At 60.8% G+C, this 25,706-nt stretch carries 25 protein-coding genes and 1 pseudogene; 14 read left to right on the top strand and 12 right to left on the bottom strand.

The features are described 5' to 3' along the window. Positions 1-105: 105 nt before the first annotated feature. The 8 genes and pseudogenes from AB2N04_RS03975 to AB2N04_RS03940 form a co-directional block, all read right to left on the bottom strand. The gene (locus AB2N04_RS03975; protein WP_367717207.1) at positions 106-627 is read right to left on the bottom strand and encodes an MgtC/SapB family protein; all 522 of its coding nucleotides are present in this window, start codon (positions 625-627) and stop codon (positions 106-108) included. Between the two features lie 44 nt (positions 628-671). Then, positions 672-1,493 (bottom strand): amino acid ABC transporter permease, encoded by an 822-nt coding sequence (locus tag AB2N04_RS03970; RefSeq protein ID WP_367717206.1) that lies wholly within the window; start codon positions 1,491-1,493, stop codon positions 672-674. 62 nt (positions 1,494-1,555) lie between these two features. Continuing rightward, positions 1,556-2,362 (bottom strand): transporter substrate-binding domain-containing protein, encoded by an 807-nt coding sequence (locus AB2N04_RS03965; protein WP_367717205.1) that lies wholly within the window; start codon positions 2,360-2,362, stop codon positions 1,556-1,558. 172 nt (positions 2,363-2,534) lie between these two features. Continuing rightward, positions 2,535-3,060 (bottom strand): annotated as a pseudogene (gene rplS, locus AB2N04_RS03960) (50S ribosomal protein L19). 197 nt (positions 3,061-3,257) lie between these two features. Continuing rightward, positions 3,258-3,956 carry a tRNA (guanosine(37)-N1)-methyltransferase TrmD gene (gene trmD, locus AB2N04_RS03955; protein ID WP_367717203.1) on the bottom strand — a complete coding sequence of 233 codons (699 nt, stop codon included), beginning with the start codon at positions 3,954-3,956 and terminating at the stop codon, positions 3,258-3,260. Continuing rightward, a complete protein-coding gene (gene rimM, locus AB2N04_RS03950) occupies positions 3,953-4,516 on the bottom strand; it encodes a ribosome maturation factor RimM (RefSeq protein ID WP_367717201.1) in 564 nt (187 codons plus the stop codon). The genes trmD and rimM overlap by 4 nt, the downstream gene beginning before the upstream one ends. Positions 4,517-4,555: 39 nt before the next feature. After that, positions 4,556-4,930 carry a cell division protein ZapA gene (locus AB2N04_RS03945; RefSeq protein ID WP_367717199.1) on the bottom strand — a complete coding sequence of 125 codons (375 nt, stop codon included), beginning with the start codon at positions 4,928-4,930 and terminating at the stop codon, positions 4,556-4,558. A gap of 8 nt (positions 4,931-4,938) precedes the next feature. Then, entirely contained in the window at positions 4,939-5,211 is a 273-nt protein-coding gene (locus AB2N04_RS03940) for a DUF4164 domain-containing protein (protein WP_367717198.1), read from the bottom strand. A 444-nt stretch (positions 5,212-5,655) separates the two neighbouring features. Here AB2N04_RS03940 and tkt point away from each other — a divergent pair, with 444 nt between their 5' ends. From tkt to AB2N04_RS03905, 7 genes are all read left to right on the top strand, one after another. Beyond that, positions 5,656-7,650, top strand: a complete 1,995-nt coding sequence (tkt, locus tag AB2N04_RS03935) for a transketolase (protein WP_367717196.1) — start codon at positions 5,656-5,658, stop codon at positions 7,648-7,650. A 136-nt stretch (positions 7,651-7,786) separates the two neighbouring features. After that, on the top strand, positions 7,787-8,794 hold the full coding sequence (gene gap / locus AB2N04_RS03930) for a type I glyceraldehyde-3-phosphate dehydrogenase (RefSeq protein WP_007008304.1): 1,008 nt from the start codon (positions 7,787-7,789) through the stop codon (positions 8,792-8,794). Positions 8,795-8,985: 191 nt separating this feature from the next. Further along, the gene (locus AB2N04_RS03925) at positions 8,986-9,717 is read left to right on the top strand and encodes a hypothetical protein (RefSeq protein ID WP_367717194.1); all 732 of its coding nucleotides are present in this window, start codon (positions 8,986-8,988) and stop codon (positions 9,715-9,717) included. Beyond that, on the top strand, positions 9,714-10,319 hold the full coding sequence (locus AB2N04_RS03920) for a hypothetical protein (RefSeq protein ID WP_367717192.1): 606 nt from the start codon (positions 9,714-9,716) through the stop codon (positions 10,317-10,319). The genes AB2N04_RS03925 and AB2N04_RS03920 overlap by 4 nt, the downstream gene beginning before the upstream one ends. Before the next feature lie 139 nt (positions 10,320-10,458). Next, entirely contained in the window at positions 10,459-12,270 is a 1,812-nt protein-coding gene (locus AB2N04_RS03915; protein ID WP_367717191.1) for a potassium/proton antiporter, read from the top strand. A 136-nt stretch (positions 12,271-12,406) separates the two neighbouring features. Beyond that, positions 12,407-13,609 (top strand): phosphoglycerate kinase, encoded by a 1,203-nt coding sequence (gene pgk / locus AB2N04_RS03910; protein ID WP_367717190.1) that lies wholly within the window; start codon positions 12,407-12,409, stop codon positions 13,607-13,609. A 109-nt stretch (positions 13,610-13,718) separates the two neighbouring features. Continuing rightward, complete coding sequence (locus tag AB2N04_RS03905) at positions 13,719-14,741, top strand: class I fructose-bisphosphate aldolase (RefSeq protein ID WP_367717188.1); 1,023 nt, start codon at positions 13,719-13,721, stop codon at positions 14,739-14,741. Positions 14,742-14,820: 79 nt separating this feature from the next. On the opposite strand, the gene AB2N04_RS03900 is transcribed toward AB2N04_RS03905, so the two are convergent. After that, positions 14,821-14,982, bottom strand: coding sequence for a hypothetical protein (locus AB2N04_RS03900; RefSeq protein WP_007008299.1), 162 nt, complete (start codon positions 14,980-14,982; stop codon positions 14,821-14,823). Positions 14,983-15,132: 150 nt separating this feature from the next. Here AB2N04_RS03900 and AB2N04_RS03895 point away from each other — a divergent pair, with 150 nt between their 5' ends. The 4 genes from AB2N04_RS03895 to AB2N04_RS03880 all read left to right on the top strand — a co-directional run bounded on the left by AB2N04_RS03895 (position 15,133) and on the right by AB2N04_RS03880 (position 19,225). Then, a complete protein-coding gene (locus AB2N04_RS03895; RefSeq protein WP_367717187.1) occupies positions 15,133-17,034 on the top strand; it encodes a propionyl-CoA synthetase in 1,902 nt (633 codons plus the stop codon). 82 nt (positions 17,035-17,116) lie between these two features. Next, positions 17,117-17,911, top strand: a complete 795-nt coding sequence (locus AB2N04_RS03890; protein WP_367717185.1) for an SDR family NAD(P)-dependent oxidoreductase — start codon at positions 17,117-17,119, stop codon at positions 17,909-17,911. A gap of 216 nt (positions 17,912-18,127) precedes the next feature. Beyond that, positions 18,128-18,502 carry a VOC family protein gene (locus AB2N04_RS03885; protein WP_367717183.1) on the top strand — a complete coding sequence of 125 codons (375 nt, stop codon included), beginning with the start codon at positions 18,128-18,130 and terminating at the stop codon, positions 18,500-18,502. Positions 18,503-18,514: 12 nt separating this feature from the next. After that, positions 18,515-19,225, top strand: coding sequence for a helix-turn-helix transcriptional regulator (locus AB2N04_RS03880; protein WP_367717181.1), 711 nt, complete (start codon positions 18,515-18,517; stop codon positions 19,223-19,225). Positions 19,226-19,268: 43 nt separating this feature from the next. Here AB2N04_RS03880 and AB2N04_RS03875 read toward each other — a convergent pair whose 3' ends face one another. Continuing rightward, positions 19,269-19,985: a DUF1013 domain-containing protein gene (locus AB2N04_RS03875; RefSeq protein ID WP_367717179.1), complete on the bottom strand. Its 717-nt coding sequence runs from the start codon at positions 19,983-19,985 to the stop codon at positions 19,269-19,271. Positions 19,986-20,213: 228 nt separating this feature from the next. Here AB2N04_RS03875 and AB2N04_RS03870 point away from each other — a divergent pair, with 228 nt between their 5' ends. Then, positions 20,214-22,412: an esterase-like activity of phytase family protein gene (locus tag AB2N04_RS03870; RefSeq protein WP_367717177.1), complete on the top strand. Its 2,199-nt coding sequence runs from the start codon at positions 20,214-20,216 to the stop codon at positions 22,410-22,412. Positions 22,413-22,487: 75 nt separating this feature from the next. Here AB2N04_RS03870 and AB2N04_RS03865 read toward each other — a convergent pair whose 3' ends face one another. After that, entirely contained in the window at positions 22,488-23,498 is a 1,011-nt protein-coding gene (locus tag AB2N04_RS03865; protein WP_367717175.1) for an NAD(P)H-quinone oxidoreductase, read from the bottom strand. A 134-nt stretch (positions 23,499-23,632) separates the two neighbouring features. Here AB2N04_RS03865 and AB2N04_RS03860 point away from each other — a divergent pair, with 134 nt between their 5' ends. Further along, positions 23,633-23,827 carry a DUF1192 domain-containing protein gene (locus AB2N04_RS03860; RefSeq protein WP_367717174.1) on the top strand — a complete coding sequence of 65 codons (195 nt, stop codon included), beginning with the start codon at positions 23,633-23,635 and terminating at the stop codon, positions 23,825-23,827. Positions 23,828-24,032: 205 nt separating this feature from the next. Then, positions 24,033-25,295 carry an MFS transporter gene (locus tag AB2N04_RS03855; RefSeq protein ID WP_367717173.1) on the top strand — a complete coding sequence of 421 codons (1,263 nt, stop codon included), beginning with the start codon at positions 24,033-24,035 and terminating at the stop codon, positions 25,293-25,295. Positions 25,296-25,459: 164 nt separating this feature from the next. On the opposite strand, the gene AB2N04_RS03850 is transcribed toward AB2N04_RS03855, so the two are convergent. Further along, complete coding sequence (locus AB2N04_RS03850) at positions 25,460-25,639, bottom strand: YdcH family protein (RefSeq protein WP_367717172.1); 180 nt, start codon at positions 25,637-25,639, stop codon at positions 25,460-25,462. Positions 25,640-25,706: the final 67 nt, after the last annotated feature.

Below are 25,706 nucleotides of genomic sequence, written 5' to 3'. Positions count from 1 at the left end.
CTCGGCAGGCGCTTGATGTCCTGCAGAACAAAGCTCTTGTAAGCCGGGTTTCCAAAAAGTGCTTCCATGAGAGGGCTAATACCAGCCTTTCATGGGATCGGCAATCTATCCGTCCTGTGGGCTCGATTGACCTTCGCCATCGTTGTTGGGCTCTTTCAGGTCGAGCTGTGTTTCGAGCCGACGCATCAGCGCCAGAACAAGTGCCCCGAGAAGACAGGCAAGCCCCGCGATGAGCCAGAGTCCCAGCCCGGCTGCAAGACCGGTAGCGGCGGCAAGCCACATGCCGGCGCCCGTGGTCAGCCCACGGATTTCGCCACGTTTGAAGATGATGAAACCTGCCGCAAGGAAGGCCACGCCGGCCGTGATGGCCTCGACGAGGCGGATCGGATCGGCCTTTACCTGATCGTCGCTGAAAACGGGCATCGCGACAATCTCGAGTGCGATGATCGCAAACACGGCAGAGGCGAGGCAGACAAGCATATGGGTGCGAAGCCCGGCAGGTCTGTCGGCCATTTCGCGCTCGAAACCCAGAACGCCGCCAAGCAGTACCGCGAGCGAAAGCCGCACGGCGATAACCTGCCATGGCAGGGTTGTGTCGGGCGTGAATTCGGCGATCAGAGCATTCATCAGAAAGGAATGCTCCCGGGGCCCGATGGTTCCCCGCGCCCCGCCTACCGCTGTATCTGGCTCTTTCGCATCCGCTGCTCCAGTGCCCGTAGGGCAAGAGAAAGACCGACCGTCAGGATCAGGTAGATATAGGCAACGATGGAATAGGTCTCGAAAAAGCGGAAAGAGCCTGATGCATAGATCTTGCCCATTTGGGTGATGTCGGCCACGCCGAGCACCGAGACGAGCGAAGAGTCCTTGATCATGGCCACGAAGTCATTGCCGAGTGGTGGCAGGATGGTGCGGATCGCCTGGGGCAATATAATGAGACGGAAGCGTTGGAAACGCGAGAGCCCAAGCGCCTTGGCCGCTTCCACCTGCCCCTCGTCCACCGACTGGATGCCGGCGCGGAACACTTCGGCGATGAAAGCGGAATAGCCGATGGTAAGAGCAATGATGGCGCGCCACAGAAGCGAGATATCGCGAACCCTGAGTTCGGCGAGCACACCGGCTTCCTGCAATGATGCCGTCACCGCATTCCAACCGGTCACGACGATGGGTACACCGGCAAAAGCGATCCAGAAAAGCAGGACGAGAACCGGCACACCGCGAATGATCTCGACATAGAACCGTGCGATCTGCCGAAGCAGCAAAGAGCCCGAAAGGCTCATCAGGGCGATGCCGAGGCCCAGTGCAGTGGCAAGCGCAAAACCCACCACCGTGACGAAGACAGTGATGCCGATGCCCCTTGAAACGATTGTGAAGACCTGGGTGTAGAGTTCGCTTGTGGCAACGAGAACGGCCACACCCACCGCGATAACCCCGGCGGCCACAAGCCACCAGGGAAAATCGCGCCTGACAGCGGGTCTGGATCCGGACGCCCCCATCGGTTTCAGTAACGCAGAGAAAGGCAGCCGGGACAACCGGCAGAACGCAGTTCGGCCACGCCCTATTCACCCATCTTGTATTCGAGGAACCACTTCCTGTTGAGCGCGTCCAGCGTGCCGTCCGCCTTCATCGATGCAATGGCCGCATTGATGGGCGCGACAAGATCGGACCCCCTGGCGAAGATGAAACCGAAATCTTCCGATCCAAGCGGCTCGCCGAGAAGTTTCAGCGCACCGTCGGAGGCATCCACATATCCCTGTCCGCCTGTGCTGTCTGTGAGAACCACATCGACATCGCCCGCACGCAGCGCCTGAACCGATGCCCCGAAGGTCTCAAACAGCTTGATGCGCGGATTGGCTTCATCACCGTCGAGCACCTCATAGACGGCAGTGTAGAAGGGCGAGGTGCCCGGCTGTGCGCCCACAAGACCATCCTCATAGGCGGCGAAGCTCTTGGCATCCGTGAAATTTGTCTCGTCGCTGCGCACGAGCATGTACATTTCCGAGCGCATATAGGGATCGGAAAAATCCACCTTTTCCTTGCGGTCATCGCGAATGGTGATGCCGGTCATGCCCATATCATACTGCCCGTCGGCCACCGACTGGATCATCGCGTCCCAGCTGGTGTTCTGGTACGTGACCTTGACGTTGAGCCGTTTGGCGATCTCGTTGACCGCGTCGTATTCCCAGCCCACCTGCTCGCCCGAATTCGGATCGATGAACTGGAGCGGCGGATAGGCGTTTTCGGTAACGACCACGACTTCGCGTCCCTGAAGGTCTGGCAGATCCTCCGCAGAAGCGTGAAAACCGGACAATGTGAAGCTGGTAGCTGCGACGAATGCAGCCAGAAAGGACGTACGCAACGTCATGGACAATCTCCCTGTGGCAGGCCGGTGTTTGGCCGGGTGATTGTCTCTCCTTAAAGCAGAGCGAATTTCAGTGAAAGGGGCAGGATCGAATCTATGGCGACAGTGAGAGGCCTGCCAACGCAAAAAAGGCGCACCGAAGCGCGCCTTTTTCTGATTGATCTGCCAAATGAGACTATTCGGCGTTGTTCTCGGCAGCAGCAGCTTCCTGCGCCTTGGCCGCTTCTTCTGCGGCCTTCTCGGCTGCAAGGGCCTCAGCCGCAGCAACCTTCTCGGCCTCGATGCGAGCCTTCTCTTCGGCCGCGGCCCTGACGCACGGCGTCGTTCAGGCGGCGAGCGCGCACGCTGGTGTTCTCGGTGATGCGAGCCGACTTGCCGCGGCGATCACGCAGATAGTAGAGCTTCGCGCGGCGAACCTTACCGCGACGGACCACCTCGACGCCCTCGACGAGCGGAGAGTAGACCGGGAACACACGCTCGACGCCTTCGCCGTAGGAAATCTTGCGGACGGTGAAGTTTTCCTGAAAGCCTGCACCGGAACGGGCAATGCAGACGCCCTCATAGGCCTGAACGCGGGTGCGCGTGCCTTCGGTGATGCGCACCAGAACGCGAACCGTGTCGCCGGGCTGGAATTCGGGAAGCTGGCGCTGTGCCGCGATCTTCTCGGCCTGCTCGGCCTCGAGCTGACGGATAATGTCCATCTCTGTGTCCTCTTGTTCTTCACGAACCGTCAGAGCGCTCATCCCAGGGGCAGTCTCAAGACCGCCTGAAGAGTGCCCTCCACGAGGAGGAACAGGAGCGAATTCACGTGTTCTTTGGTTGGATCCAAACCGGCCATGGCCGTTTACTTGCGGCGCACATACACGACATTCGAGGCAGAATCAACATGAGAGCCCCATCAATCGCGGTTTTCATGGCGCTCCCAGAGATCCGGACGGCGCTCCCGTGTCAGCCTTTCAGCTTCCGCGCGTCGCCATGCAGCGATCTTTGCGTGATTGCCCGACAGAAGCACGTCCGGAATCCGTCGATCTTCAAACACCTGCGGCCGTGTGTATTGCGGATGCTCCAGTAGCCCGCCTTCAAAGCTCTCCTCTTCCCCCGAGGCATCATTGCCCATGACGCCGGGCAAAAGCCGGATCACCGCATCCAGCAGGACCAGCGCCGCAGGCTCGCCACCGGACAGCACATAGTCGCCGATGGAGACCTCCTCCAGGTCGCGGGCATCGATGACGCGCTGGTCCACGCCTTCGAAGCGACCGCACAGGATGACCGCACCCGGACCGGCTGCCAGCTCTCGCACACGCGACTGATCGAGCGGCCTGCCGCGCGGGCTCATCAGGAGACGCGGCCGCGGATCGTCCGCCGGTGCAGCGTGATCCATGGCGCGCGCCAGAACATCGGCACGCATGACCATGCCCGCGCCGCCGCCGGCAGGCGTGTCGTCCACATTGCGGTGTCTGGAGGTTGCAAAATCGCGGATCTGGATCGTCTCCAGCGCCCACGCCCCGGCATCGCGCGCCTTGCCTGCCAGAGACAGATCGAGCGAACCTGGAAACATCTCCGGGTAAAGAGTGAGGACCGTTGCGCGAAAGGTCACGTGCCCTCTCCCTCTTGCGGCATGTCGGGGTCTTCGTCTTCCACGAGACCGGCCGCCACGCGATCGACCTCGATCTCGCCTTTCGAAATGCGCACTTGGGGCACTGCGGCGCGGGTGAACGGGATCATGACCGAGCCGCCAGCCGCCAGCGCGACTTCGAGAATGTCGCCGCCACCGAAATCGTGCAGCGCACGCACTTTGCCAATGCGCCCGCCCTCGCCCTCGACGACGGCGAGGCCGATCAGGTCGGCGTGGTAATATTCCTCGTCTTCAAGATCCTCAGGCAATGCCGACCGCTCCACGAAGAGGGCAGTGCCATTTAACGCTTCGGCGGCCGCGCGGTCGCCAATTTCGGCGAAGCGCACCACCACGACATTTTTGGCAGGGCGCACGTTGTCGACGGTCAGCATGCGCCCGTCCTGTGTCGAAAGCGGGCCATAATCGCCGATTGCCATCGGATCTCCGGTGAAGGTCTTGACCCGCACCTCGCCACGCAGCCCCTGCGCCGCTCCCACCGTTGCGAGCTGGATGCGCGTATCGCTGTTTTTCGCTTTGTTCATCTGATCGACCTGCCGGCACCGATAATCGGAAAAACAGGCTTATGCGTCGTTTTTGGGTTTCCCGGCAAGCTTGTCGGCAAGGGTTTCCATACGGACAGCCAGATCGCCGAGCGCGCCGGTAACGGCAGAATCGCTCCGATCCGCCTTGCTCAGGGCTTCATCGCGGGTTCGGCGCAGCGTGGAAATTTCCCCTTCCATGCCGCGAACACGTTTCTGAAGCTCGGTGAGTTCATCCATCACCATGATACCGGCCATCACCGCCAGCCGATGATCACCGATCTCGCCAAAGGAATCTTTCAGATGGGTTATGTAGCGGTCGAAGCGCTGTGCGAGATTGACAAGATGCTCTTCCTGCCCCTCGTCGCAGGCCATTCGATAGGACTTGCCGTCGATCGTGACCGTAACCTGTGCCATCGCCCGCCCTACCGATCCAGCACGGCGCGGATGGTCTCCATCGCCGTGACCAAACGCCGCGAGACCTCGCGGTTCACCTCTTCGAGACGTTGCGCACGCGCCTCGGATCTGTCGATTTCCTGAGCAAGTCTTGCCCGGTCGGCGTTCATGCGCTGCACCTCAGCGTCAGCATCGGCGAACTGCCGATCCCGCTCCAGCCGAAAATCCACGGCATCTTCAAGCGAGGACAAGGCCTTGTCCAGGCGCCCGATCACCTCCTTGAGAGTGTTCTCACCACTCATGGCCGCCAACCCCAGTCCTGCATTCTCGGATCGCACCAGCCGCATAAGCGGCACAGGGAAACGGGCTCCGAAAATGTTTTGACACAGGCAATCTTGCTTACTCTCATTCGGCCAACGCCACGCTGCGACACGTGTCATCGAGACATGATGGGGAAGATCCCGCAGTGCCCCGGTCGCGAATCGCTGGCCATACTAACCAGTTACGCGGAAAAGATTAGGCGCCGTGTGAAGGTCACGTCAACAAACGAGCGCGGCTAATCCCCCAAATTGGTGTTACCGAGTGGAAGCAAAACCGGCATTCCGCAAAGGCGACGCCCTGGGCGGAAACCGTCCCTTTGTTGACTTCAAGGCCGCAACTGCTATGTGTCGCCTGCTTTTTCCAAGGGGCCACGACTGCCCAAGCGGTCGCCCCGACAACTGCCTTAAGCGGACCAGCGAGCAATCATGATCTCACGCGACAAACACGACCGGATGGCCAACGCGATCCGCTTCCTTTCCATGGATGCGGTGGAGAAGGCCAAATCGGGCCACCCCGGCCTGCCCATGGGCGCAGCCGACATCGCCACCGTCCTTTTCACCCGTTTCATGAAGCACGATCCAAAGAATCCGAACTGGGCCGACCGCGACCGCTTCGTCCTTTCGGCCGGCCACGGGTCGATGCTGCTTTATTCGCTGCTCTATCTGCTGGGCTACGAAGACGTCACGATCGACGAGATCAAGAATTTCCGCCAGCTCGGCTCGCGCACGGCCGGCCACCCGGAATTTGGCCATGCAGCCGGCATCGAGACGACAACCGGCCCGCTTGGCCAGGGTCTCGCCAACTCCGTGGGCATGGCGATCGCCGAGCGCATTCTGAACGCACGCTTCGGCGATGACCTGGTGGATCACTACACATACGTGCTCGCCGGCGATGGCTGCCTCATGGAGGGGATCAGCCAGGAAGCGCTGACACTTGCCGGGCATCTCAAGCTCAACAAGCTGATCGTTCTTTTCGACGACAACCAGATCTCCATCGACGGCTCTACCTCGCTCACCGATTCCACCGACCAGTGCGCCCGTTTCGAGGCCTCGGGCTGGAACACGCTGCGTTGTGACGGCCACGATCCCGATGCGATTGCCGGAGCGATCGAAACCGCAAGATCCTCCGACAAACCGACGCTGATTGCCTGCCGCACGACCATCGGCTTCGGTGCGCCTACGAAATCCGGAACTGCGAAAGTGCACGGATCTCCGCTTGGCGCGGAAGAAATTGCCGGAGCACGCAAGGAACTCGGCTGGGACGCGGAGCCGTTCGTCGTTCCCTCCGACATTCTTGACGACTGGCGTCTGGCCGGCCTGCACTCGGCAAAGGAGCGCAAGGCCTGGGAGGACCGCCTCGCTGCCGCTGACGCGGAGACGCGCGGCGAATTCGAGCGCCGCATGCGCGGAGATCTGCCGGAAACCTTCTCGGCAGCCATGCTCGAATACAGGGAAAAGCTGGTTGCCGAGCCGCCCAAGGTTGCCAGCAGAAAAGCATCGGAAATGGCGCTTGAGGCCATCAACGCCGTGCTGCCGGAAACCATTGGCGGCTCTGCCGACCTGACCGGATCCAACAACACCAAGACGAGCCAGACAGGACCGATCAGCGCCGAGGATTTCTCCGGCCGCTATGCCCATTACGGCATCCGCGAACACGCCATGGCAGCCGCCATGAATGGCATGACGCTGCATGGCGGTATCATCCCCTATGGCGGCACCTTCCTGACCTTCTCGGACTACGCCCGCCCGGCGATGCGCCTCGCCTCGCTGATGCAGATCCGTTCCATCTTCGTGATGACGCATGACTCCATCGGTCTTGGCGAGGACGGCCCGACCCACCAGCCGGTGGAACATCTGGCCGCGCTGCGCGCAATCCCCAACCATCTCGTGTTCCGCCCGGCGGACGCAATCGAAACGGCGGAATGCTGGCAGGTGGCGATCGAGAGCCGCAAGGCACCTTCCACGCTCGCCCTTTCGCGCCAGAACCTGACACCGGTGCGCACCAGGCACGAGGCCGACAATCTGTGCGCCCGCGGCGCCTATGAGCTCGCCGGCTCCGACGACGACGCCAGGGTGACGCTCTTTGCCACCGGTTCGGAGGTGGAAGTCGCAATGGCTGCCAAGGCGGCGCTGGATGCTGCCGGCCATCCGGCCCGTGTCGTTTCTGTGCCCTGCTTTGAACTGTTCGAGCAGCAGAGCGATGACTACCGCAGGGCCGTGATCGGAAATGCCCCGGTGAAAATCGCCATCGAAGCCGGCATTCGCCAGGGCTGGGATGCGATCATCGGTTCGGATGGAATCTTCATTGGCATGACCGGCTTTGGCGCAAGTGCGCCAGCACCGGAGCTCTACCAGCATTTCGGCATCACTGCCGAAGCTGCTGCCAACGCCGCACAGAAGCGGCTGGAAAATCTCGGCTGAGGCCGATTGCTGCCAAATCCGGGTGCGGGACGGGCAAATGCCTGCCCCGCCATCTGGATTCTTGACGCTGACGCCGCTATGAAACGGCGTCTCTTTCCGTGCCAGCGCACGACCACCCATTCGCCGGAGAAAGTTCATGACCGTCAAAGTTGCCATCAACGGATTTGGCCGTATCGGCCGCAACGTCGTACGCGCGATCTACGAGTCGGGCCGCAAGGACATCGACATCGTCGCGATCAACGATCTCGGCCCTGTCGAGACCAATGCGCATCTTCTGCGCTATGACAGCGTCCATGGCCGCTTCCCTTCCGAGGTGAAGGTCGACGGCGACACGATCAACATCGGCTCCGATTCCTTCAAGGTGTTTGCCGAGCGTGACCCCTCCAAGCTGCCGTGGGGCGAGCTTGGTGTCGACATCGTGATGGAATGCACCGGCATCTTCACCGCCAAGGACAAGGCATCGCTGCATCTCGATGCCGGCGCCAAGCGCGTGCTGGTTTCGGCTCCGGCTTCCGGCGCCGACCTGACGGTTGTCTATGGCGTCAACCATGACAAGCTCTCCAGCGAGCACCGCGTGGTCTCCAATGCCTCCTGCACCACCAATTGCCTGGCACCGGTCGCCAAGGTGCTGAACGACGCCTTCGGCATCGAGAAGGGCTTCATGACCACGGTTCACGCCTATACGGGCGACCAGCCGACGCTCGACACGATGCACAAGGATCTCTATCGCGCCCGTGCAGCGGCCGTCTCGATGATCCCGACCTCGACCGGTGCGGCAAAGGCCGTCGGCCTCGTCCTGCCGGAGCTCAACGGCAAGCTGGACGGTGTTTCCATCCGCGTCCCGACCCCGAATGTTTCGGTCATCGACTTCAAATTCGTGCCGAAGAAAAAGGTCACGGTAGAAGAGGTCAACCAGGCGCTCGTCGCCGCCGCCGACGGCGGCCTGAAGGGCATCCTCGCCTACACCAACGAACCGCTCGTCTCCATCGATCTGAACCACAACCCCGCCTCTTCCACCTTCGCGCTCGACCAGACCAAGGTGATCGAGGGCGATCTGGTTCGCGTCATGTCCTGGTACGACAATGAGTGGGGCTTCTCCAACCGGATGGCCGATACGGCCGTGGCCTTCGGCAAGACGATCTGACATCCATCAGAAAAACACCGAGACTGACAAATCCCCGTCCAATGACGGGGATTTTTTTGTTCCGTCGTCATCCATCTTCGGTTGAACCTTCTACGCGCTTGTGCTGAATTCCACAGGGGTTGACGTCGGGGAAACGGAAAATGTGGCGCGGTTGGCTGAAAGCATCGGCAGTCTTCGGTGCTCTTGCATCATTGGCGCTGATGGTCGCCCAGACGGTCTTTGAGGACTGGTGGCGCAGCGGCGAGAAGCAACAGCAGGCGCAACTTGCACGTCAGCAGACAGAGATCATTCACAAAAGCATTGATGCGATCGAGAAAAGCGCTCGGGAAACCGACCGCAACGCCCGGGCGATTGATCAGAATGCCGAAAAGATTCGCGAACAACGCCAGCTCATGGCCAATCTGGAACAAAGAATGCGCGAAGAAATCGATGCGCTTGCACGAGCCCCCGGGTTGCGACAGACACCGCCCCCACCACAGGATGTGAACGTGCCCACGCCCGAAACCTCCCTTGACGAGCCGACGGATCCGCCCCCTGGAACGCTTCCCATGCCCCCGGCCAGCACGACGCGGCCCGAGGAAGTGCCCGCATCGAACGCTGCACCTTCGATGGCAGAGCCCCCCGCCCCGAAAAACAGTGCCACTACACGAGAAAAGGTTTTCGGCGTCTTTGAAGGCCAATTGTTCACGCTGTGCGGCCACGCGGATTTCAAAGCGGACGTGATCGGGCACGGAGACGCAGTTCAACTTTCCAGCCGCAACCGGGATATCCCCGGGGCCGGTTTCAGAGGCTATGAAAAACGGTTGCCTTTGAAACAAGCGGCAGAGTTATGGTCGGGCTGTTCCATTGCGATAGGCGAAGTGGAAACCAAAGGACCGGCAAATCGACTGATCATTTCGGTGGTAGAAGGAAAACAGACATGAAGCGTTGGATCGGCCGTCTGATTGCGGCTTTCGGTGTGGTGTTACTGGGGGCCGCTGGCGCTTCAGCCTGCGAGGAGTACAAGAGCCTCTCAACACAGGAAATGAAGGATTTCCGCGACAAGCTGGCAGAAGACGGAGCAGATCCACTCGATCGTCTTTTCGCATTCGAGGAGCTATCCTGCTCCGAAAATCCCACGATCCGCGCATATGCCATCCGGCAGGGTTTGAGCTCTGCAACCGACCCTCTCGTACGTCAGCAGATCGCTTTCACCGCCATCATGCAGAAAATGCGCATCGACATTGAGCTTGTGGCTGGAAACTCCGCTACGGAAAAGGACAAGAAGTTCATAAAGGAGCACTCCGGGCTTTATTCGCTGGAGGTCAGGCATCGCTCCGAGAAAGATGGTTGCCTCGGCTTCTGGAATACCGACGAGTGTCTTGCCCGTTACTCCCTGGTCTTGAAAGGCGACAAGGCCGAGTTTCGATACGACAAAACCATCGGTGAATTCATCCTCTCCGACGACAATGTTCTTGCCGGCTTCATACGGGTGCGGGCCGACGAAGACTACAGCCGCATACCCGCGGTCATCAAACTGTTCTAACCACCACAGACAGCGCGTTGCACCGCCCGGTCACCACGCCGGGCGTTTTTCTTTTGGCGTGGCTCTTGCGTCTCACTTCCGCCGCACGTTTTATGGAAACAGAACAGACACTTGACGCAGGCGGGATCACGAGAGGCGGATGGATCAGGGCATTTATCTCATAACGCTGGTGGGCACGACCCTTGTGCTGTTTGCCGCGTTTTCCAGCCTGATCGCTTTCCGTTTCGGTGCTCCGCTGCTTCTCATCTTCCTCGGAATCGGCCTGGCAGCGGGAACGGATGGTCTCGGACTCGATTTCGACAATGCCGCCATCGCCTATTTCATCGGTTCTCTGGCGCTGGCTGTGATTCTCTTCGATTCGGGCTTCGGCACCTCCATTTCCGCCTTCAGGCAAGCTGCGGCCCCCGCCATCACGCTTGCAACCATCGGCGTTTTGCTGACCGCAGGCCTTGTGGGCGTCGCGGCATATTATGTGACCAGCTTCAGCTGGCTTGAATCCTTTCTGCTTGGTGCCACGGTCGCCTCTACAGACGCCGCCGCAGTGTTCTTTCTGCTCCGGGTTGGGAACATTTCCGTGCGCGAACGGGTTCGCTCGACCCTGGAAGTCGAATCCGGATCGAACGATCCAATCGCCATCTTTCTCACACTTTCGCTCGTCGGGCTGATCGCCGGCGGCGAGGCCATCAAGACGGGCGAACTTGCGGCCGATGTGGCACTTGGCTTTCTCCAGCAAATGGGTATCGGCCTCCTGGCCGGGCTTGTCGGCGGCTGGAGCATCGTGCGGCTGGTGATTCGGCTGCGGCTGGAACAGGGGCTGTTGCCGATTTTCGTTCTCGCTCTCTCACTGCTTGTGTTCGCGCTGGCCGGCGCCATAGGTGGCTCGGGCTTTCTTGCCGTGTACGTGGCGGGCCTGATCGCCGGCAATGCCAAGCTGCGCTCGACCGCCATGCTGAAGCGCTTTCAGGACGGCGTAACATGGCTGGCCCAGATCATCATGTTCCTCGTGCTGGGCCTGTTTGCAACACCGTCGCAGTTTGCCGAGATCGCCCTGCCCGCACTGTTCATCGGCCTCTTCCTGATCTTCGTCGCCCGCCCGCTGGCGGTAACGCTGTGCCTGATGCCCTTCCGGTTTACACCGGCCGAAAGCGCTTTCGTCTCCTGGGTGGGGTTGCGCGGCGCGGTCTCCATCTTGCTCGCGATCACGCCGCTGATCGACGAACTGCCCAACGGCCGGCCCCTGTTCAACATCGTGTTCATCATCGTTCTGGTCTCGCTGATCGTGCAGGGCTGGACGGTGGGGCCACTGGCGCGCCGGCTGGGCCTGACGCTGCCGCCGCGCATGGGACCGCTCAACAAGGTCGAACTGGAACTGCCAGGCTCCGCCCGCCATGAACTTCTGGCCTATCGCGTGGTGGCCGGAAGCCCTGTCGAGCGCGGTCAACGCATACCACGCTGGGCGAAACCGTCGCTCGTGGTGCGCAACGGGCGCTCCATGACCTATCAATATGCGGGGAGGCTGGTGGCTGGTGACCACGTCTATATCTTCGTGCCCGACCGCTATCCGCGTCTCCTCGACCGCCTGTTTGCCAGCCCCGTTGAGATGGATCCGGAAGATGCGGAGTTTTTCGGCGCATTCGCGGTCGACCCGGAGCGCCCTGCCTCCGATATCGAGGCGGCTTATGCACCGGGCCTCAGCGAGGAAGACCAGAAGAAGCGGATTGCCGACCTGATGCGTGAACGGCTTGGCGGACGCGCGGAATATGGCGATCGGACGACACTCGGTCAGATCGAACTGATCGTTCGCGACGTCGATGACGACGGGCGCATTTCGGCTATCGGCCTGTCAGTCGAGCCGCAGGTGCCGGAAGCGCGCCTGCCCAGACTGCTCAGCCTGCGAGAACTGCTGCGCTGGGCGTTTCGCAGGAAACAACGGCCGGACGCCGGCTCATAATTGTTCGCTCCATCTTGCGTGCGGCGCGCGGCGCTGTATGGTCGCCAGCGAATTCTTGTATCACCTTTCCACCAGCGGCCCGGACGGCCGACCTCGCGTCGTTGTCAGGACCATTCACAGGAGACAGCCAAGCGCCATGCCGGACTTCAAGACCCTTGACGATCTCAACGACATTGCAGGCAAGCGCGTGCTGGTGCGCGTCGATCTGAACGTGCCGGTAAAGGACGGAAAGGTCGGAGACACCACCCGCATCGAGCGCGTTGCGCCGACCATTCAGGAACTGTCGGGCAAGGGTGCGAAGGTGATCCTCATGGCACATTTCGGCCGGCCTGGGGGCAAGCCCGATGCGGCAGCTTCACTCGAACCCATCGCCTATGCGGTGGAGAGCGTGCTCGACCATCGTGTGCACTTTGCCCGGGACTGCATCGGTGCTCCGGCAGCGGACGCCATCTCCGAGATGGCCGATGGGGACATTCTGCTCCTTGAGAACACCCGCTTCCATGCCGGTGAGGAAAGGAACGACCCGGATTTTGCAAAGGCGCTTGCCGGGAATGGCGATCTTTATGTGAACGATGCCTTCTCCGCCGCGCACCGGGCTCACGCCTCCACGGAGGGGCTTGCGCATCTGCTGCCGTCCTATGCCGGCCGTACCATGCAGGCGGAGCTTGAAGCGCTGGAGAAAGGCCTCGGCAAACCGGCCAAGCCCGTGCTCGCGATTGTCGGCGGTGCAAAGGTTTCCACCAAAATCGACCTCCTGATGAATCTCGTCAAGAAGGTGGATGCGCTGGTAATCGGCGGCGGCATGGCCAACACGTTTCTCGCAGCACGCGGCACCGAAGTGGGCAAGTCCCTGTGCGAACACGATCTCACACAGACCGCCAAGCAGATCATGATCGAGGCGGCCGAGTGCGGCTGTGCGATCGTCCTGCCCGTGGATGCTGTCGTGGCGCGTGAATTCAAGGCAGGCGCAGAGACCGAGACGGTCGAGATCGAAAACGTCCCGTCGGATGCGATGATCCTGGATGTCGGCCCGAAGAGCATCGAAAAGGTGAAAGAGTGGCTTGACCGTGCCGACACGGTGGTCTGGAACGGCCCGCTGGGCGCATTCGAGATCGAACCCTTCGACGTGGCGACCGTTGCCGCGGCAAAACACGCAGGTCACCGAACCGGCGAGGGGCTGCTCGTTTCCGTGGCCGGCGGAGGCGACACGGTTGCTGCGCTCAACCATGCCGGGGTGGCTGACGAGTTCACCTATGTCTCCACGGCCGGCGGCGCCTTTCTTGAATGGATGGAAGGCAAGAAACTGCCCGGTGTGGAGGCGCTTTCGAACGCCCGTTAAGCAAAATGTGAATAGTCTGTCATTTCAATCGATTAGGGGTCTTCAGGGCGCATTCCGTTTGTCATCTGCATCTGCTATCGCCCGGTCATGTACAGACAGGAGACCTGAAATGAGCGAACGGCTTGAGGATATTGCGGCCGCCATGGTGACCCCGGGACAGGGGATACTGGCGGCGGATGAAAGCTCCGGCACCATCAAGAAGCGCTTTGACACGATCGGGCTGGAATCGACGGAAGAGAACCGGCGTGACTATCGTGAGATGATGTTCCGTGCCGAGGCGGCGATGAAGGACTGCATCTCCGGCGTCATTCTCTTTGACGAAACGATCCGCCAGAAGGCTGCCGACGGCACGCCGCTGGTCGATGTCATCAGGGCCTCCGGCGCAGTGCCGGGCATCAAGGTCGATGGCGGCGCCAAGCCGCTGGCCGGCTTCGAGGGCGAAACCATCACCGAGGGTCTCGACGGCCTGCGCGATCGCCTGATCGAATATTACGGACTTGGTGCACGCTTCGCCAAGTGGCGCGGCGTGATCTCCATCTCGAACGACCTGCCGAACTGGGGTGCCGTGAAACAGAACGCACAGGCGCTCGCCCGCTATGCAGCGCTCTGCCAGGAAACCGGCATCGTGCCGATCGTGGAACCGGAAGTGCTGATGGACGGCAAGCCGGGCGATCACTCCATCGACCGCTGCTACGAGGTCACGGAGTGGGTTCTCAAGACCGTTTTCGCGGAACTCTACGACGCTCGCGTTTCGCTTGAAGGCATGGTCCTGAAGCCGAACATGGTGATCGACGGCAAGAACGCGCGCAAAGCAAGCCGCGAGGAAGTGGCCGAAAAGACCGTGCGTTGCCTGAAATCAACCGTTCCGGCCGCCGTGCCCGGCATCGCCTTCCTCTCCGGTGGCCAGTCGGATGAAGAGGCGACTGCGCACCTCTCGCTCATGAATGCCGGCTTCGACATGCCCTGGGCGCTGACCTTCTCCTATGGCCGCGCGCTTCAGGCTGCCGGCCTGAAGGCATGGGGCGGCAAAAAGGAAAACGTCGCCGCCGCGCAACAGGCCTTCGCACACCGCGCGAAGATGAACAGTCTCGCCGCCACCGGCCAGTGGAAGCAGGGTCTCGAAGCGGCCTGATCAATCAGGCATCGACAAAGCCTGTCACGGCCCGTCGGCAATTGTCGGCGGGCCTTTTCTTTGCGGCGAGAGAGAAGCTCTACTCTCCCCCGCGCAGAAGGATGGTGAGTGAGACCGCAGCGAGCGCGATCAAAGCCAGCTTCCAGAAATCGGCGCGCCGGCGAAGACCCGGAAGCCCGAGCGGTTTGATGATGTGCACGATCATCATCGCCAGGATGAGAAGAAGCAGGATCTTGGTCATGAAGGCCCGATTCGCGAAGACATGCCCTGTTGTGCCTCCCCGCCTGCCTCGTGTCAAAAGAGCGTCCTTCGCCGCAAGTCTGATTTACGTGCAGCCTCCCCATCCGCTAACCTCTTTCAAAAGAGGCTCAAACCGCAGGGAGGAGGCGGGGTGATGTCGCGCTATCACGAGGTTTACCGAAGCTGGCAACAGGATCCCGAGGCATTCTGGGCAGAGGCTGCCGCCGGGATCGACTGGTTCAGCCCCTGGGACAGGGTTTTCGATGCTGAGGCCGGTGTCTATGGACACTGGTTTCCCGGCGCGACCTGCAACACGTGTTTCAATGCGGTGGACCGGCATGTCGAGGGCGGGCGAAAAGATCAGCCCGCCCTCGTCCATGACAGTCCCATCAGCGGCCGGAAAAAGAGTTTCACCTATGGTGAACTGAAAGACGAGATTTCGGCACTGGCTGCCGTCCTGAGAGATTTCGGTGTCGGCAGGGGCGACCGTGTGGTCATCTACATGCCCATGGTGCCGGAGGCGGTGTTCGCCATGCTTGCCTGTGCACGCATTGGCGCGGTGCATTCGGTGGTCTTCGGAGGTTTCGCCGCGCGCGAACTCGCTGCACGCATCGACGATGCAGCGCCAAAGGCGATCATCTCGGCTTCCTGCGGACTGGAGCCCGGCCGCGTGGTCGCCTACAAACCGCTGCTCGACGAAGCGATCAACCTCTCCGCCGCCAAACCGGAGGCGTGCCTGATCCTACAGAGAGAGGAACAGCGCTGCGACCTCACGCAGGGCCGCGATCATGACTATGCGGCGCTTGTGGGGGCCGCACGCAAAGCGGGCCGCGTGGTGGAATGCGAGCCGGTGCTTGCCACCGACCCGCTCTATATCCTTTACACGTCGGGCACGACGGGACGGCCCAAGGGCGTGGTGCGCGACAATGGCGGGCACATGGTGCGGCTCAAATGGTCGATGTTAAACGAGTTCGGCATAAAACCCGGCGAGACGTTCTGGGCAGCCTCGGACGTGGGGTGGGTCGTGGGGCATTCCTATATCGTCTACGCGCCTCTGCTCCACGGCTGCACCACGATCCTGTTCGAGGGCAAACCGGTCGGCACACCCGATGCCGGCGTGTTCTGGCGCGTGATTGCGGAGCACAGCGTGGCGGCGCTCTTCACCGCCCCCACCGCCTTTCGCGCCATTCGCACGGCGGACCCCGACGCGAAAATGCTTGCACCGCACGATCTCACCGGCTTCCGCACGCTGTTCCTTGCGGGAGAAAGGGCCGATCCCGACACGGTGAAGTGGGCCGAGAAGACGCTCGGCGTTCCCGTAATCGATCACTGGTGGCAGACGGAAACCGGTGCCCCGATCAGCCAGAACCCAGTCGGGCTCGGAATGCTGCCGGTAAAACATGGTTCGCCCGGCGTGCCAATGCCAGGCTACGACGTTCAGGTACTGGACGATGCGGGTCATCAGGTGCCTGCGGGAACACTTGGCAATGTGGTTGTGAGGCTGCCGCTGCCGCCGGGCGCACTGCCGTCTCTTTGGAACGACGACAGGCGTTTCCGCGATGCCTATCTGCGAGAGTTTCCCGGCTACTATAAAACGGCGGATGCCGGCCTTCTAGACGAAGACGGCTATCTCTTCATCATGGCGCGCACCGATGACATTATCAATGTGGCGGGCCACCGGCTTTCTACCGGCGGCATGGAGGAGGTGGTGGCCGAACACCCCGCCGTCGCCGAATGCGCGGTGATCGGCATCGCCGATCCGCTGAAAGGACAGGTGCCGTGCGGCTTCGTTGTGCTGCACGGAAAACACGAGACCGACATAGGCACCGTGGAGCGCGAGCTCATCGCCATGGTGCGCGAGCGCATCGGCCCCGTGGCGGCGTTCAAGAAGGTGGTGTCGGTCACGCGCCTGCCCAAAACGCGTTCAGGCAAGATCCTGCGCGCGACCATGCAGAAGATTGCCGACCACCAGGAATGGACCATGCCGGCGACGATTGACGACCCGGCAATTCTCGATGAAATCGGCGAGGCGCTTTCCAAAACGGAAGCCTGAACCTTGGCCGGCAGCCGTGCCGCTCTTGACCTTCCGGCGCCTCCGGCGCAGGGTCCGCCCGATTTCTGCATGAGGTTTCAACATGGCACTCGACGGTAAGACGGCAATCGTAACTGGCGGCGCGGGCGGCATTGGCTATGCGATTGCCGAGCGCTTCCTGCGCCACGGCGTGAAGGTCGTCATTGCCGATTTGAGCTCGGACAAGGGAGCCCAGGCACTGTCCGATCTTGAGAAGCTGGGCGATGCGCGATTCGTGAAAGCGGATGTCAGCAAACGGCTCGACGTTCACAATCTTCTGGCCGAAACAATCGACGCCTTCGGCGATGTCGACATTCTGGTCAACAATGCGGGTATCGTACACGCGGCGGACTTCCTCGATCTCACGGAAGAGGATTTCAACCGGGTGCTCGACACAAACCTCAAGGGCACGTTCCTTACGGGACAGGCCGTGGCTCGCTATATGGTTGAAAAGGTGGAAGAAGGCGGCGCGGCAGGCACGATCATCAACATGTCGTCGATCAATGCGGTTCTCGCCATCCCCGAACAGATCGCCTACTCGGTATCCAAAGGCGGTGTAAACCAGCTTACGCGCGTGATGGCGCTTGCCCTTGCGCCTTATGGAATCCGCGTCAATGCCATCGGCCCCGGCTCGATTTCCACCGACATGCTCGCGAGCGTCAACAACGACCAGGCCGCCCGCAACCGGATGCTCTCGCGAACACCTCTCGGTCGCATCGGAGAACCAGGCGAAATCGCATCGGTGGCAACCTTTCTGGCCGATGACGATTCGAGCTATGTGACAGGACAGACCATCTATGCCGATGGTGGTCGTCTGCCTCTGAACTACACGGTGGAAACAAAAGTCGAGACTTCCTGACAACACGCTGTCAGCTCGACGGAGAAATAATTCTCCTGCCAGGAACAGGGGGCCGTTACGTGCCAGACCTTCCCGCAAGCCGCTTTGAAACGGGGCGGGGCAAAGCCCTGTTCCACCACCACGGCAGTTCAGCGAAGCTTTTGCAGCCCTCCTGACGGAATGTTGTCAGGAGGGCTGTGTCATTCTCACCTTCTGGACAATGGAGGGTTGAGAAACATGTCGAACACGTTGCCACTGAATGCAGTGGTCTGGGCAGAAATTCCGGTGACCGATCTTGAACGTGCCCGCGCTTTCTATGCCGCGGTGGTGCAGAATGATCTCGTGTTGCGCGAAGATGGCCCTAACCCGTTTGCCATTTTCGATACGCGGAACCCGGAAGATTCCATTGCAGGGCATCTCTATCCCGGCAGGCCTGCTCCCGAGGGAACCGGCCCCACGATCCATCTTGCCGTGCCACCCCCGCTTGAAGACGCCATGGAGCGTGTCACAACGAATGGTGGCAAACTGGTATCCCCCATAATCACTATTCCTGCCGGCCGTTTCGTGTATTGTCTCGACCCCGACGGAAACAGCTTCGGAATTTTTGCGTGAGGAGAAATACGCATGCGCCGTGCTGACCGACTTTTTCAGATCGTCCAGCATTTGCGGGGCGGGCGCCTGGTTACGGCGCGTCTTTTGAGCGAGCGTCTCGAGGTTTCCGAGCGCACCATCTACCGCGACATAGCCGACCTCCAGTCGACCGGCGTGCCCATCGATGGCGAGGCAGGTGTCGGCTATCTCATGCGCGAAGGTTTTGAACTCCCTCCGCTCATGTTCACGCGGGACGAGATCGTGGCTCTGGTTGCGGGCGCGCGCATGGTGCGTGCCTTTGGCGGCGCCGCTATGGCGCGCGCTGCCGAGGAAGCCTTGATCAAAATTGGCACCGTACTGCCAGAACCCGAGCGCGACCGGCTCTCAAGAACCGAAATTCATACACCCCGCTGGGTGGTGAGCGACACCGACCGTCAGACCATCGACGCGCTCGAGCGCGCGGTAGAGACGCGCGACGTGCTTACGCTTGTTTATCGCGACGAGGCCGGACGCTCGTCAGAGCGCGATGTCCGGCCACTCGGCCTGTGGTTTTGGGGGAAGGTGTGGACGCTGGTCGCATGGTGCGAGCTGCGCGGTGACTTCCGCACGTTTCGCATAGACCGTATCGCGGACATAAGCACGTCGGGACGGAACTTCCGCCCCGAACGCGGCAAGCAGCTCACCGACTTCTACCGTCGGATGGAAATGCACGAAGCAATGATCGGCAGGGCCTGCGCCAGTTGATCAAAAGGGCTCTCCGGATACCGGCGAGCCCGTCCAAACTCAATCAGTTGTTGTCGTCGTCTTCATTCTCGTTGTCGCTGTCGCTTGACTTCATCGACGACAGTTTTGCGAAGACGGCATCTGCATCGAGTTCCTCATCATCGGAAGAGGACTGGTAGGTTCCACCCTCTCCGAGCGGAAGGTCTTCCGTCTGGGACGCCGGCAGCAGCGTTTCACCGGTTTCCTCCGGAGCCGGGGCATAACGAGCAGCCTTCTGGACCTCCAGATCGAGATCGATCTGCGAGCACAGGCCCAGCGTCACCGGGTCCATGGGAACAAGATTGGGCGAATTCCAGTGCGTGCGCTCGCGGATCGCTTCAATGGTCGATTTCGTCGTGCCCACAAGGCGCGAAATCTGCGCATCCTTGAGTTCGGGATGATTGCGCACCAGCCAGAGAATCGCGTTGGGACGATCCTGCCGCTTGGAGACCGGTGTGTAACGCGGCCCCTTGCGCTTGGTCTCCGGAACCCGAACCTTCGGTTCCGAAAGCCGAAGCTTGTGGTTGGAATTGCCCTCACCGATGGCGATTTCCTCGCGGGTGAGCTGCCCGTTCGACACCGGGTCCATACCCTTGATGCCCTGTGCAGCGTCACCATCGGCAATCGCCTTGACCTCAAGTGGGTGAAGTTTGCAGAACTCGGCGATCTGATCGAAGGTCAGCGCCGTATTGTCGACCAGCCAGACGGCGGTGGCCTTGGGCATGAGAAGCGTGTTGGCCATTTTTCAAGAATCCTCTTCCTTCGCCCGCGTCCCTGGCGCGGGCGGTGGTAGCAACCACCGATGTTGGGAAATATCGACCGCGTTATAAACTGAAACGCCCGTCTGACGCAACAGAATGCGCAAGTCAGGAAACGGGGGGCGTCACCAAACCGTAACCGAACTGTCATCAGCCTGAAATCAAGGCTCTCGATTGTGCCCTGCCTAAGGGTTTTGAGGGAGATTTCAGGCATGCGACATCAAGCATTCATTGTGGGCCTGCTTGCCGGCACGGCCACCATACTGCCCGCACACGCGGATATGACATTCAACCGTATCGCCACATTTCCCGTCGCAGAAAACCTGCCGGCCGGTGCCCCTGCAACGAGCGAAACCTCTTCGGAGATCATCGCGAGTAGCGAGGATGGCAGGACCCTGGTCTACTCCGACAGTCCTCTGGGTGGTGTGGGTTTCATCGACATCAGCGATCCGCGCAATCCGAAACCTGGCAGCATGCTTGAGTTGGAGGGCGAACCGACTTCGGTGACCGTGGTCAGCGACAAGGCCATCGCAGCCGTAAACACCTCGAAGAGCTACACCAGCCCGTCGGGTCATCTCGTGGTAATCGACATGGCGACCAGGGCCGCCACGGCATCCTGCGATCTGAGTGGACAGCCCGATTCGATCGCGGCAAGCCCCGACGGGCGCTTGCTGGCCGTTGCCATCGAAAACGAACGGGACGAGGACCTGAATGACGGTGTGATCCCGCAACTGCCTGCGGGTGACCTGAAAATCTTCGATCTTACCGAAGGCTCGCCTGACTGCGAGAGCATGAAGACCGTTTCTCTAAACGGTCTGTCCGAGATCGCGGCGGAAGACCCCGAGCCGGAATTCGCGGATTTCAACGAGTCAGGTGAGATCGTCGTCACTCTCCAGGAAAACAATCACATCGTTGTGGTCTCCGCCAATAGCGGCGAGGTGACAGGTCACTTCCCAGCGGGTCAGGTGACACTTGAAAACATCGATACGCTGGACGATGGGGCCATCAATTTCGATCAAACAGTCCGCGACCTGAAGCGTGAACCGGATGCCGTGAAATGGCTCGACAATGATCGCTTCGTGACAGCCAATGAGGGCGACTATGAAGGTGGCTCACGCGGCTTCACGATCTTCAGCAGGTCAGGCGATGTGCTGTACGACAGTGGCAATGAGCTCGAATTCCGCGCCGCCGCGGTGGGCCACTACCCCGACAAGCGCTCAGATGCCAAGGGCACCGAGCCGGAAGGCCTGGAAGTGGCAACCTTTGGCGACCAGCGCTACATTTTCGTGGCCCTGGAGCGCGCATCACTGGTGGCGGTTTACCGCGACACGGGTGGGCAGCCGGAGTTCGTTCAGGTGCTGCCCTCGGGCATCGGGCCGGAAGGTCTTGTCGCCATACCCGAACGCAACCTTCTCGTTACGGCAAACGAGGCTGACCTTGTGGAAGATGGCGGTGCGCGTTCCCACGTGATGGTTTATCGGCTGGGCAATGGCAAACCGGTCTATCCGACCATCGAATCTGCCCTGGACGGGAACGGCGTGCCGTTTGGCTGGGGCGCGCTTTCCGGACTGGTGGCCGATGCCGGGAAGCCGGGCATTCTCTACGCCGTGTCGGACTCATTCTACGCCAGTCAGCCGGCAATTTTCACCATCGACGCGACGGAGCGCCCTGCCCGGATCATTGCCAAGACCATTGTGACCCGAGACAGCCAGCCCGCGCAGAAACTTGATCTCGAAGGCATTGCCCTTGACGGTGAAGGCGGGTTCTGGCTCGCCTCGGAGGGACGCACCGACCGCCTGACTCCGCACGCTCTTCTTCGCGTCGATGCCGCCGGCGAGATCACCGAAGAAATCGCGCTGCCATCCGAACTTCTGGCTGTGGAGAAACGCTTTGGCATGGAAGGTGTCACGGTGGTCGGCGAAGGCGATGACCGGATGATCGTAGCAGCCATTCAGCGGGAATGGGCAGACGATCCGAAAGGTCAGGTCAAGCTGCTGAGCTACAGACCTGCCTCCGCAGAATGGGCTGCGGTGCGCTATCCGCTAGACCAGACGGATAAGGGCTGGGTCGGCCTCTCCGAAATCACGGCCCATGACGGGAAGCTTTATATCGTCGAGCGGGACAACCAGATCGGTTCTGCGGCAAAGATCAAGAAGCTCTACAGTGTCTCGCTGCACGGATTTCATCCGGCAGCGCTCGATGCAGACCTGCCTCTGGTCGAAAAGACACTCGTGCGTGACCTGCTGCCCGACATGAGAGCCGCCACCAACGGCTATGTGGTCGACAAGGTCGAGGGTTTCGCCATCGATGCGGAAGGAACGGCCTTCTTCGTGACCGACAATGACGGGGTGGACGACTCGTCCGGCGAGACCATCTTCGTCAATCTGGGCAAACTCGAAGCCACGAACTGACAACAGCCTCCCAGGGCGGGAAAGCCCCGGTGCTCGTGCCGGGGCTTTCCATTCTCAGCAGCACTCGGCCTGCGATCAGGCCACGTCGAGCACGATCTTGCCGATATGCGCGCCGTCTTCCATACGCTCATGGGCTCTCCAGGCTTCCGAAAGCGGGAAGATCATGTCCATCACCGGCGCGACACGGCGGGCCGCCAGAAGCGGCCAGACATGGGCTTCCAGATCGGTCGCAATGCGCGCCTTGAACGCCACTGACCTTGGCCGCAGCGTGGAGCCGGTGTGGGTCAGACGCTTGCGCATGATCTGAGAGAAATCGACGGTCGCACGCGCGCCCCTGAGGAAGGCAATCTGCACGATCCGCCCATCCATCGCAGCGGCGGAATGGTTCCTTTCAATATAGTCGCCTCCGATCATGTCGAGTATCACATCGGCACCGTGCCCGTTTGTCTCCTCCTTCACGGCCTCGACGAAATCCTCTTCGTGATAGTTCACGACACGAACCGCGCCAAGAGAAGAACAGGCTGCACATTTTTCCACCGATCCCGCTGTCGCGATCACCCTGGATCCAAGCGCTGTCGCCACCTGAATGGCTGTTGTACCGATGCCGGAGGAGCCGCCGTGCACAAGCAGGGTCTCCCCTTCCTTCAGGACGCCTCGCTGAAAAACGTTGTGCCATACGGTGAAGAAGGTTTCGGGAATGGCCGCCGCCTCGGTGAAGGTAAATCCGTGCGGTATCGGCAAGGCGTTGGTTTCATGCACAAGGCAGTACTCTGCATATCCGCCGCCGGGCGTCAGTGCGGTGACGCGGTCGCCAACCTGCCAGCGTTTGACACCCTCCCCGACGGCTGCCACTTCCCCGGCCGCTTCAAGCCCGGGCAGATCCGAAGCGCCGGGGGGTGCGGGATAAAGCCCCTTGCGCTGGAACACGTCGGGGCGGTTGATGCCTGCCGCACGCACCCGGATGAGGATTTCTCCCTCACCCGGCTTCGGGACTTCACGATGCTCCGGTTTCAACACCATCGGCCCGCCCGGCTCCTGGATTGCCACCACCGTCATCTTTTCTGGAAGCGCTGTTTTATTCATCATGCCCCTGTTGATTTGAGAAACAACCGCCAACACAATCGGCGAGTGGTGCAATCGGATCAAGAGCGGGAACCCGCGATGAACCGATTGCCAGCACTCGGAGCGTTGGCCGCGGGGAGACAGAGGGAGTGTGCGCGATGGGCATATTCGACGAAGACGACGTCAAAGCTGCTTCAGAACATCAGATCGGGCAGGATCTTTCGCTGCTTTCGGTGGAGGAACTCACGAACCGCGTGACCCGGCTCAAGGAAGAGATTGTCCGGCTCGAACAGGAGATCCAGTGCAAGGGGGCAACGAAGACCGCGGCCGAAGCGTTGTTTCGCCGGAGTTGAAACGCGCCCGACTGCGCAAACGAGATCTGGAAAGACGGTTTTGCGATGCCGCCGCGCCGCTTATTCGCACATAGTGTCATCCGCGTGTCTCGAAGAAGCTCTCAGGACAAGGCGCCGGCCTTGCTGACGCCATGATTGGATGGCGATGGCATGGATGGTGTCGGACATCCCGCCCTTTCATTCACGCAATTCTTCGGAAGCACCAATGCTGTCACCACTCGGGTCCATCATCGCATTACTGCTCGGTACGGCTTTCTTGCTCACCGGCTCGGGGTTGCACGGCCTCCTGCTGCCGCTACGGGGCCAGATCGAGGGCTTTCCCACCGCATCGCTCGGCGCGCTCGGCGCCGCCTGGGCTGCGGGTTTTGTGGCCGGCTGCTTCATTGCACCACGCATTGTAAGGCGTGCCGGGCATGTGCGCGCATTTGGCGCCTTCGCCGCCTCGGGCGCCATCATCGCGCTTCTGACCGGCATGTGGGTGGATCCGGCCGGATGGATCATCCTTCGCATATTTACCGGCTTCACCATGGCCGGCGCGTTCATGGTGATCGAAAGCTGGTTGAACGAAAAATCCACCAACGAAAACCGCGGTACGGTCTTCGGCATCTACATGATGCTGACCTATGCTTCATTGACTGCCGGGCAAATGACCGTCGCCTTCGGCAATGTGTCGAGCACGATCCTGTTCATGACCACGGGAATCCTGTTCTGCATGGCGCTCATTCCCACGGCCGTTTCCAAGGCTGTAAGCCCCGAACCGCTGGCTCAGGCCTCGCTTGATCTCAAAGCGCTCTACCACAATTCTCCGGTTGCGTTCGTCGGCTGCCTGCTCATCGGAATGGCAAATGGCGCCTGGGGCACGCTGGGCGCGGTCTATGGCGGGCTGATCGGCATTTCAACCTTGCAGATCGCCACCATGATGAGCATCGCCGTTCTGGCAGGGGCCGCGCTGCAACTTCCAGCCGGCCGGCTGTCCGACCGTGTGGACAGGCGCTACGTGATCGCAGGCGGAGCCTTCGGCTCGGGTATCGTTGGCCTGCTCATTCTTCTGACGGCCCCGCGCGATGGAACCTATGTGATCATCATGACTGCGGTCTACGGCGCCTTCGCATACACGATGTATTCCATCATCGTTGCCCATGCGAACGATTACGCCGCGCCGGAAGATTTCGTGAAAGTGGCCAGCGGGCTTCTCTTTCTATACGGCGCCGGGACCATGATGGGACCGCTGATCGGCGGTTTCCTGATGGAGAGTTTGCAGCCTGAAAGCCTGTTCCTGACCACCTCGGTGGCGCATATTGGCCTTGGACTCTATGCATTGCTGCGCATCTCGCGACGGGCGCCCATTCCGGCCGATGAGCGAGAAGCCTTCAAGACCCTGCCCTCCGAGCGTGCCGTTACACCGCAGGCAGCAGTGCTCGACCCGCGCAGCGATGCCGAGGACACGGCGTCCGAATCCGACAGTTAGGCTTCAACAATCAGGTCAGGGTAGGGAGCCGGCGGGAGAAATCCTTGTGATCATGCAAAGGAAAGGCCCCCGCACCCGGCCAGATACCGAGGCGGAGGCCATGCATCTCAAGTTGTGCTGTCAGTATGTCGCGCTATCAGGCAACCGCCTGACCGCACATGATTTCAATGACGCGTTACACCTGCTCTGAGCTTCTCCATCTCGTCCTTGATGGCCAGCTTGCGCCGCTTGAGTTGAGCCACATCGAGTTCATCAACAGAGGGATGGAGCTTCGCATTGTCGAGCTCACGCTCCAGTTCGCCATGTTTGCGTTTCAACTCTGCAAGATGGGATTCAAGAGACATGATAGGGTTCTCCTTTGTTTCCTCGAGAACTCGCCGACCCTTTTACCCGCCCCATGGACCGGCGATC

It is taken from the genome of Nitratireductor sp. GISD-1A_MAKvit, from assembly GCF_040819555.1.
Lineage (GTDB): Bacteria > Pseudomonadota > Alphaproteobacteria > Rhizobiales > Rhizobiaceae > Nitratireductor.
Note: the sequence above shows the minus strand (reverse complement) of the source record. Positions and strands in the feature narration are given on the sequence as shown.

Excerpts from the sequence above, each read along its gene's own strand:
- AB2N04_RS03975 (WP_367717207.1), bottom strand. The coding sequence starts at position 627 with ATGAATGCTCTGATCGCCGAATTCACGCCCGACACAACCCTGCCATGG.
- AB2N04_RS03970 (WP_367717206.1), bottom strand. The coding sequence starts at position 1,493 with ATGGGGGCGTCCGGATCCAGACCCGCTGTCAGGCGCGATTTTCCCTGG.
- AB2N04_RS03965 (WP_367717205.1), bottom strand. The coding sequence starts at position 2,362 with ATGACGTTGCGTACGTCCTTTCTGGCTGCATTCGTCGCAGCTACCAGC.
- rimM (WP_367717201.1), bottom strand. The coding sequence starts at position 4,516 with ATGAACAAAGCGAAAAACAGCGATACGCGCATCCAGCTCGCAACGGTG.
- AB2N04_RS03945 (WP_367717199.1), bottom strand. The coding sequence starts at position 4,930 with ATGGCACAGGTTACGGTCACGATCGACGGCAAGTCCTATCGAATGGCC.
- AB2N04_RS03940 (WP_367717198.1), bottom strand. The coding sequence starts at position 5,211 with ATGAGTGGTGAGAACACTCTCAAGGAGGTGATCGGGCGCCTGGACAAG.
- tkt (WP_367717196.1), top strand. The coding sequence starts at position 5,656 with ATGATCTCACGCGACAAACACGACCGGATGGCCAACGCGATCCGCTTC.
- gap (WP_007008304.1), top strand. The coding sequence starts at position 7,787 with ATGACCGTCAAAGTTGCCATCAACGGATTTGGCCGTATCGGCCGCAAC.
- AB2N04_RS03920 (WP_367717192.1), top strand. The coding sequence starts at position 9,714 with ATGAAGCGTTGGATCGGCCGTCTGATTGCGGCTTTCGGTGTGGTGTTA.
- AB2N04_RS03915 (WP_367717191.1), top strand. The coding sequence starts at position 10,459 with ATGGATCAGGGCATTTATCTCATAACGCTGGTGGGCACGACCCTTGTG.
- pgk (WP_367717190.1), top strand. The coding sequence starts at position 12,407 with ATGCCGGACTTCAAGACCCTTGACGATCTCAACGACATTGCAGGCAAG.
- AB2N04_RS03905 (WP_367717188.1), top strand. The coding sequence starts at position 13,719 with ATGAGCGAACGGCTTGAGGATATTGCGGCCGCCATGGTGACCCCGGGA.
- AB2N04_RS03900 (WP_007008299.1), bottom strand. The coding sequence starts at position 14,982 with ATGACCAAGATCCTGCTTCTTCTCATCCTGGCGATGATGATCGTGCAC.
- AB2N04_RS03890 (WP_367717185.1), top strand. The coding sequence starts at position 17,117 with ATGGCACTCGACGGTAAGACGGCAATCGTAACTGGCGGCGCGGGCGGC.
- AB2N04_RS03885 (WP_367717183.1), top strand. The coding sequence starts at position 18,128 with ATGTCGAACACGTTGCCACTGAATGCAGTGGTCTGGGCAGAAATTCCG.
- AB2N04_RS03880 (WP_367717181.1), top strand. The coding sequence starts at position 18,515 with ATGCGCCGTGCTGACCGACTTTTTCAGATCGTCCAGCATTTGCGGGGC.
- AB2N04_RS03875 (WP_367717179.1), bottom strand. The coding sequence starts at position 19,985 with ATGGCCAACACGCTTCTCATGCCCAAGGCCACCGCCGTCTGGCTGGTC.
- AB2N04_RS03870 (WP_367717177.1), top strand. The coding sequence starts at position 20,214 with ATGCGACATCAAGCATTCATTGTGGGCCTGCTTGCCGGCACGGCCACC.
- AB2N04_RS03865 (WP_367717175.1), bottom strand. The coding sequence starts at position 23,498 with ATGATGAATAAAACAGCGCTTCCAGAAAAGATGACGGTGGTGGCAATC.
- AB2N04_RS03860 (WP_367717174.1), top strand. The coding sequence starts at position 23,633 with ATGGGCATATTCGACGAAGACGACGTCAAAGCTGCTTCAGAACATCAG.
- AB2N04_RS03855 (WP_367717173.1), top strand. The coding sequence starts at position 24,033 with ATGCTGTCACCACTCGGGTCCATCATCGCATTACTGCTCGGTACGGCT.
- AB2N04_RS03850 (WP_367717172.1), bottom strand. The coding sequence starts at position 25,639 with ATGTCTCTTGAATCCCATCTTGCAGAGTTGAAACGCAAACATGGCGAA.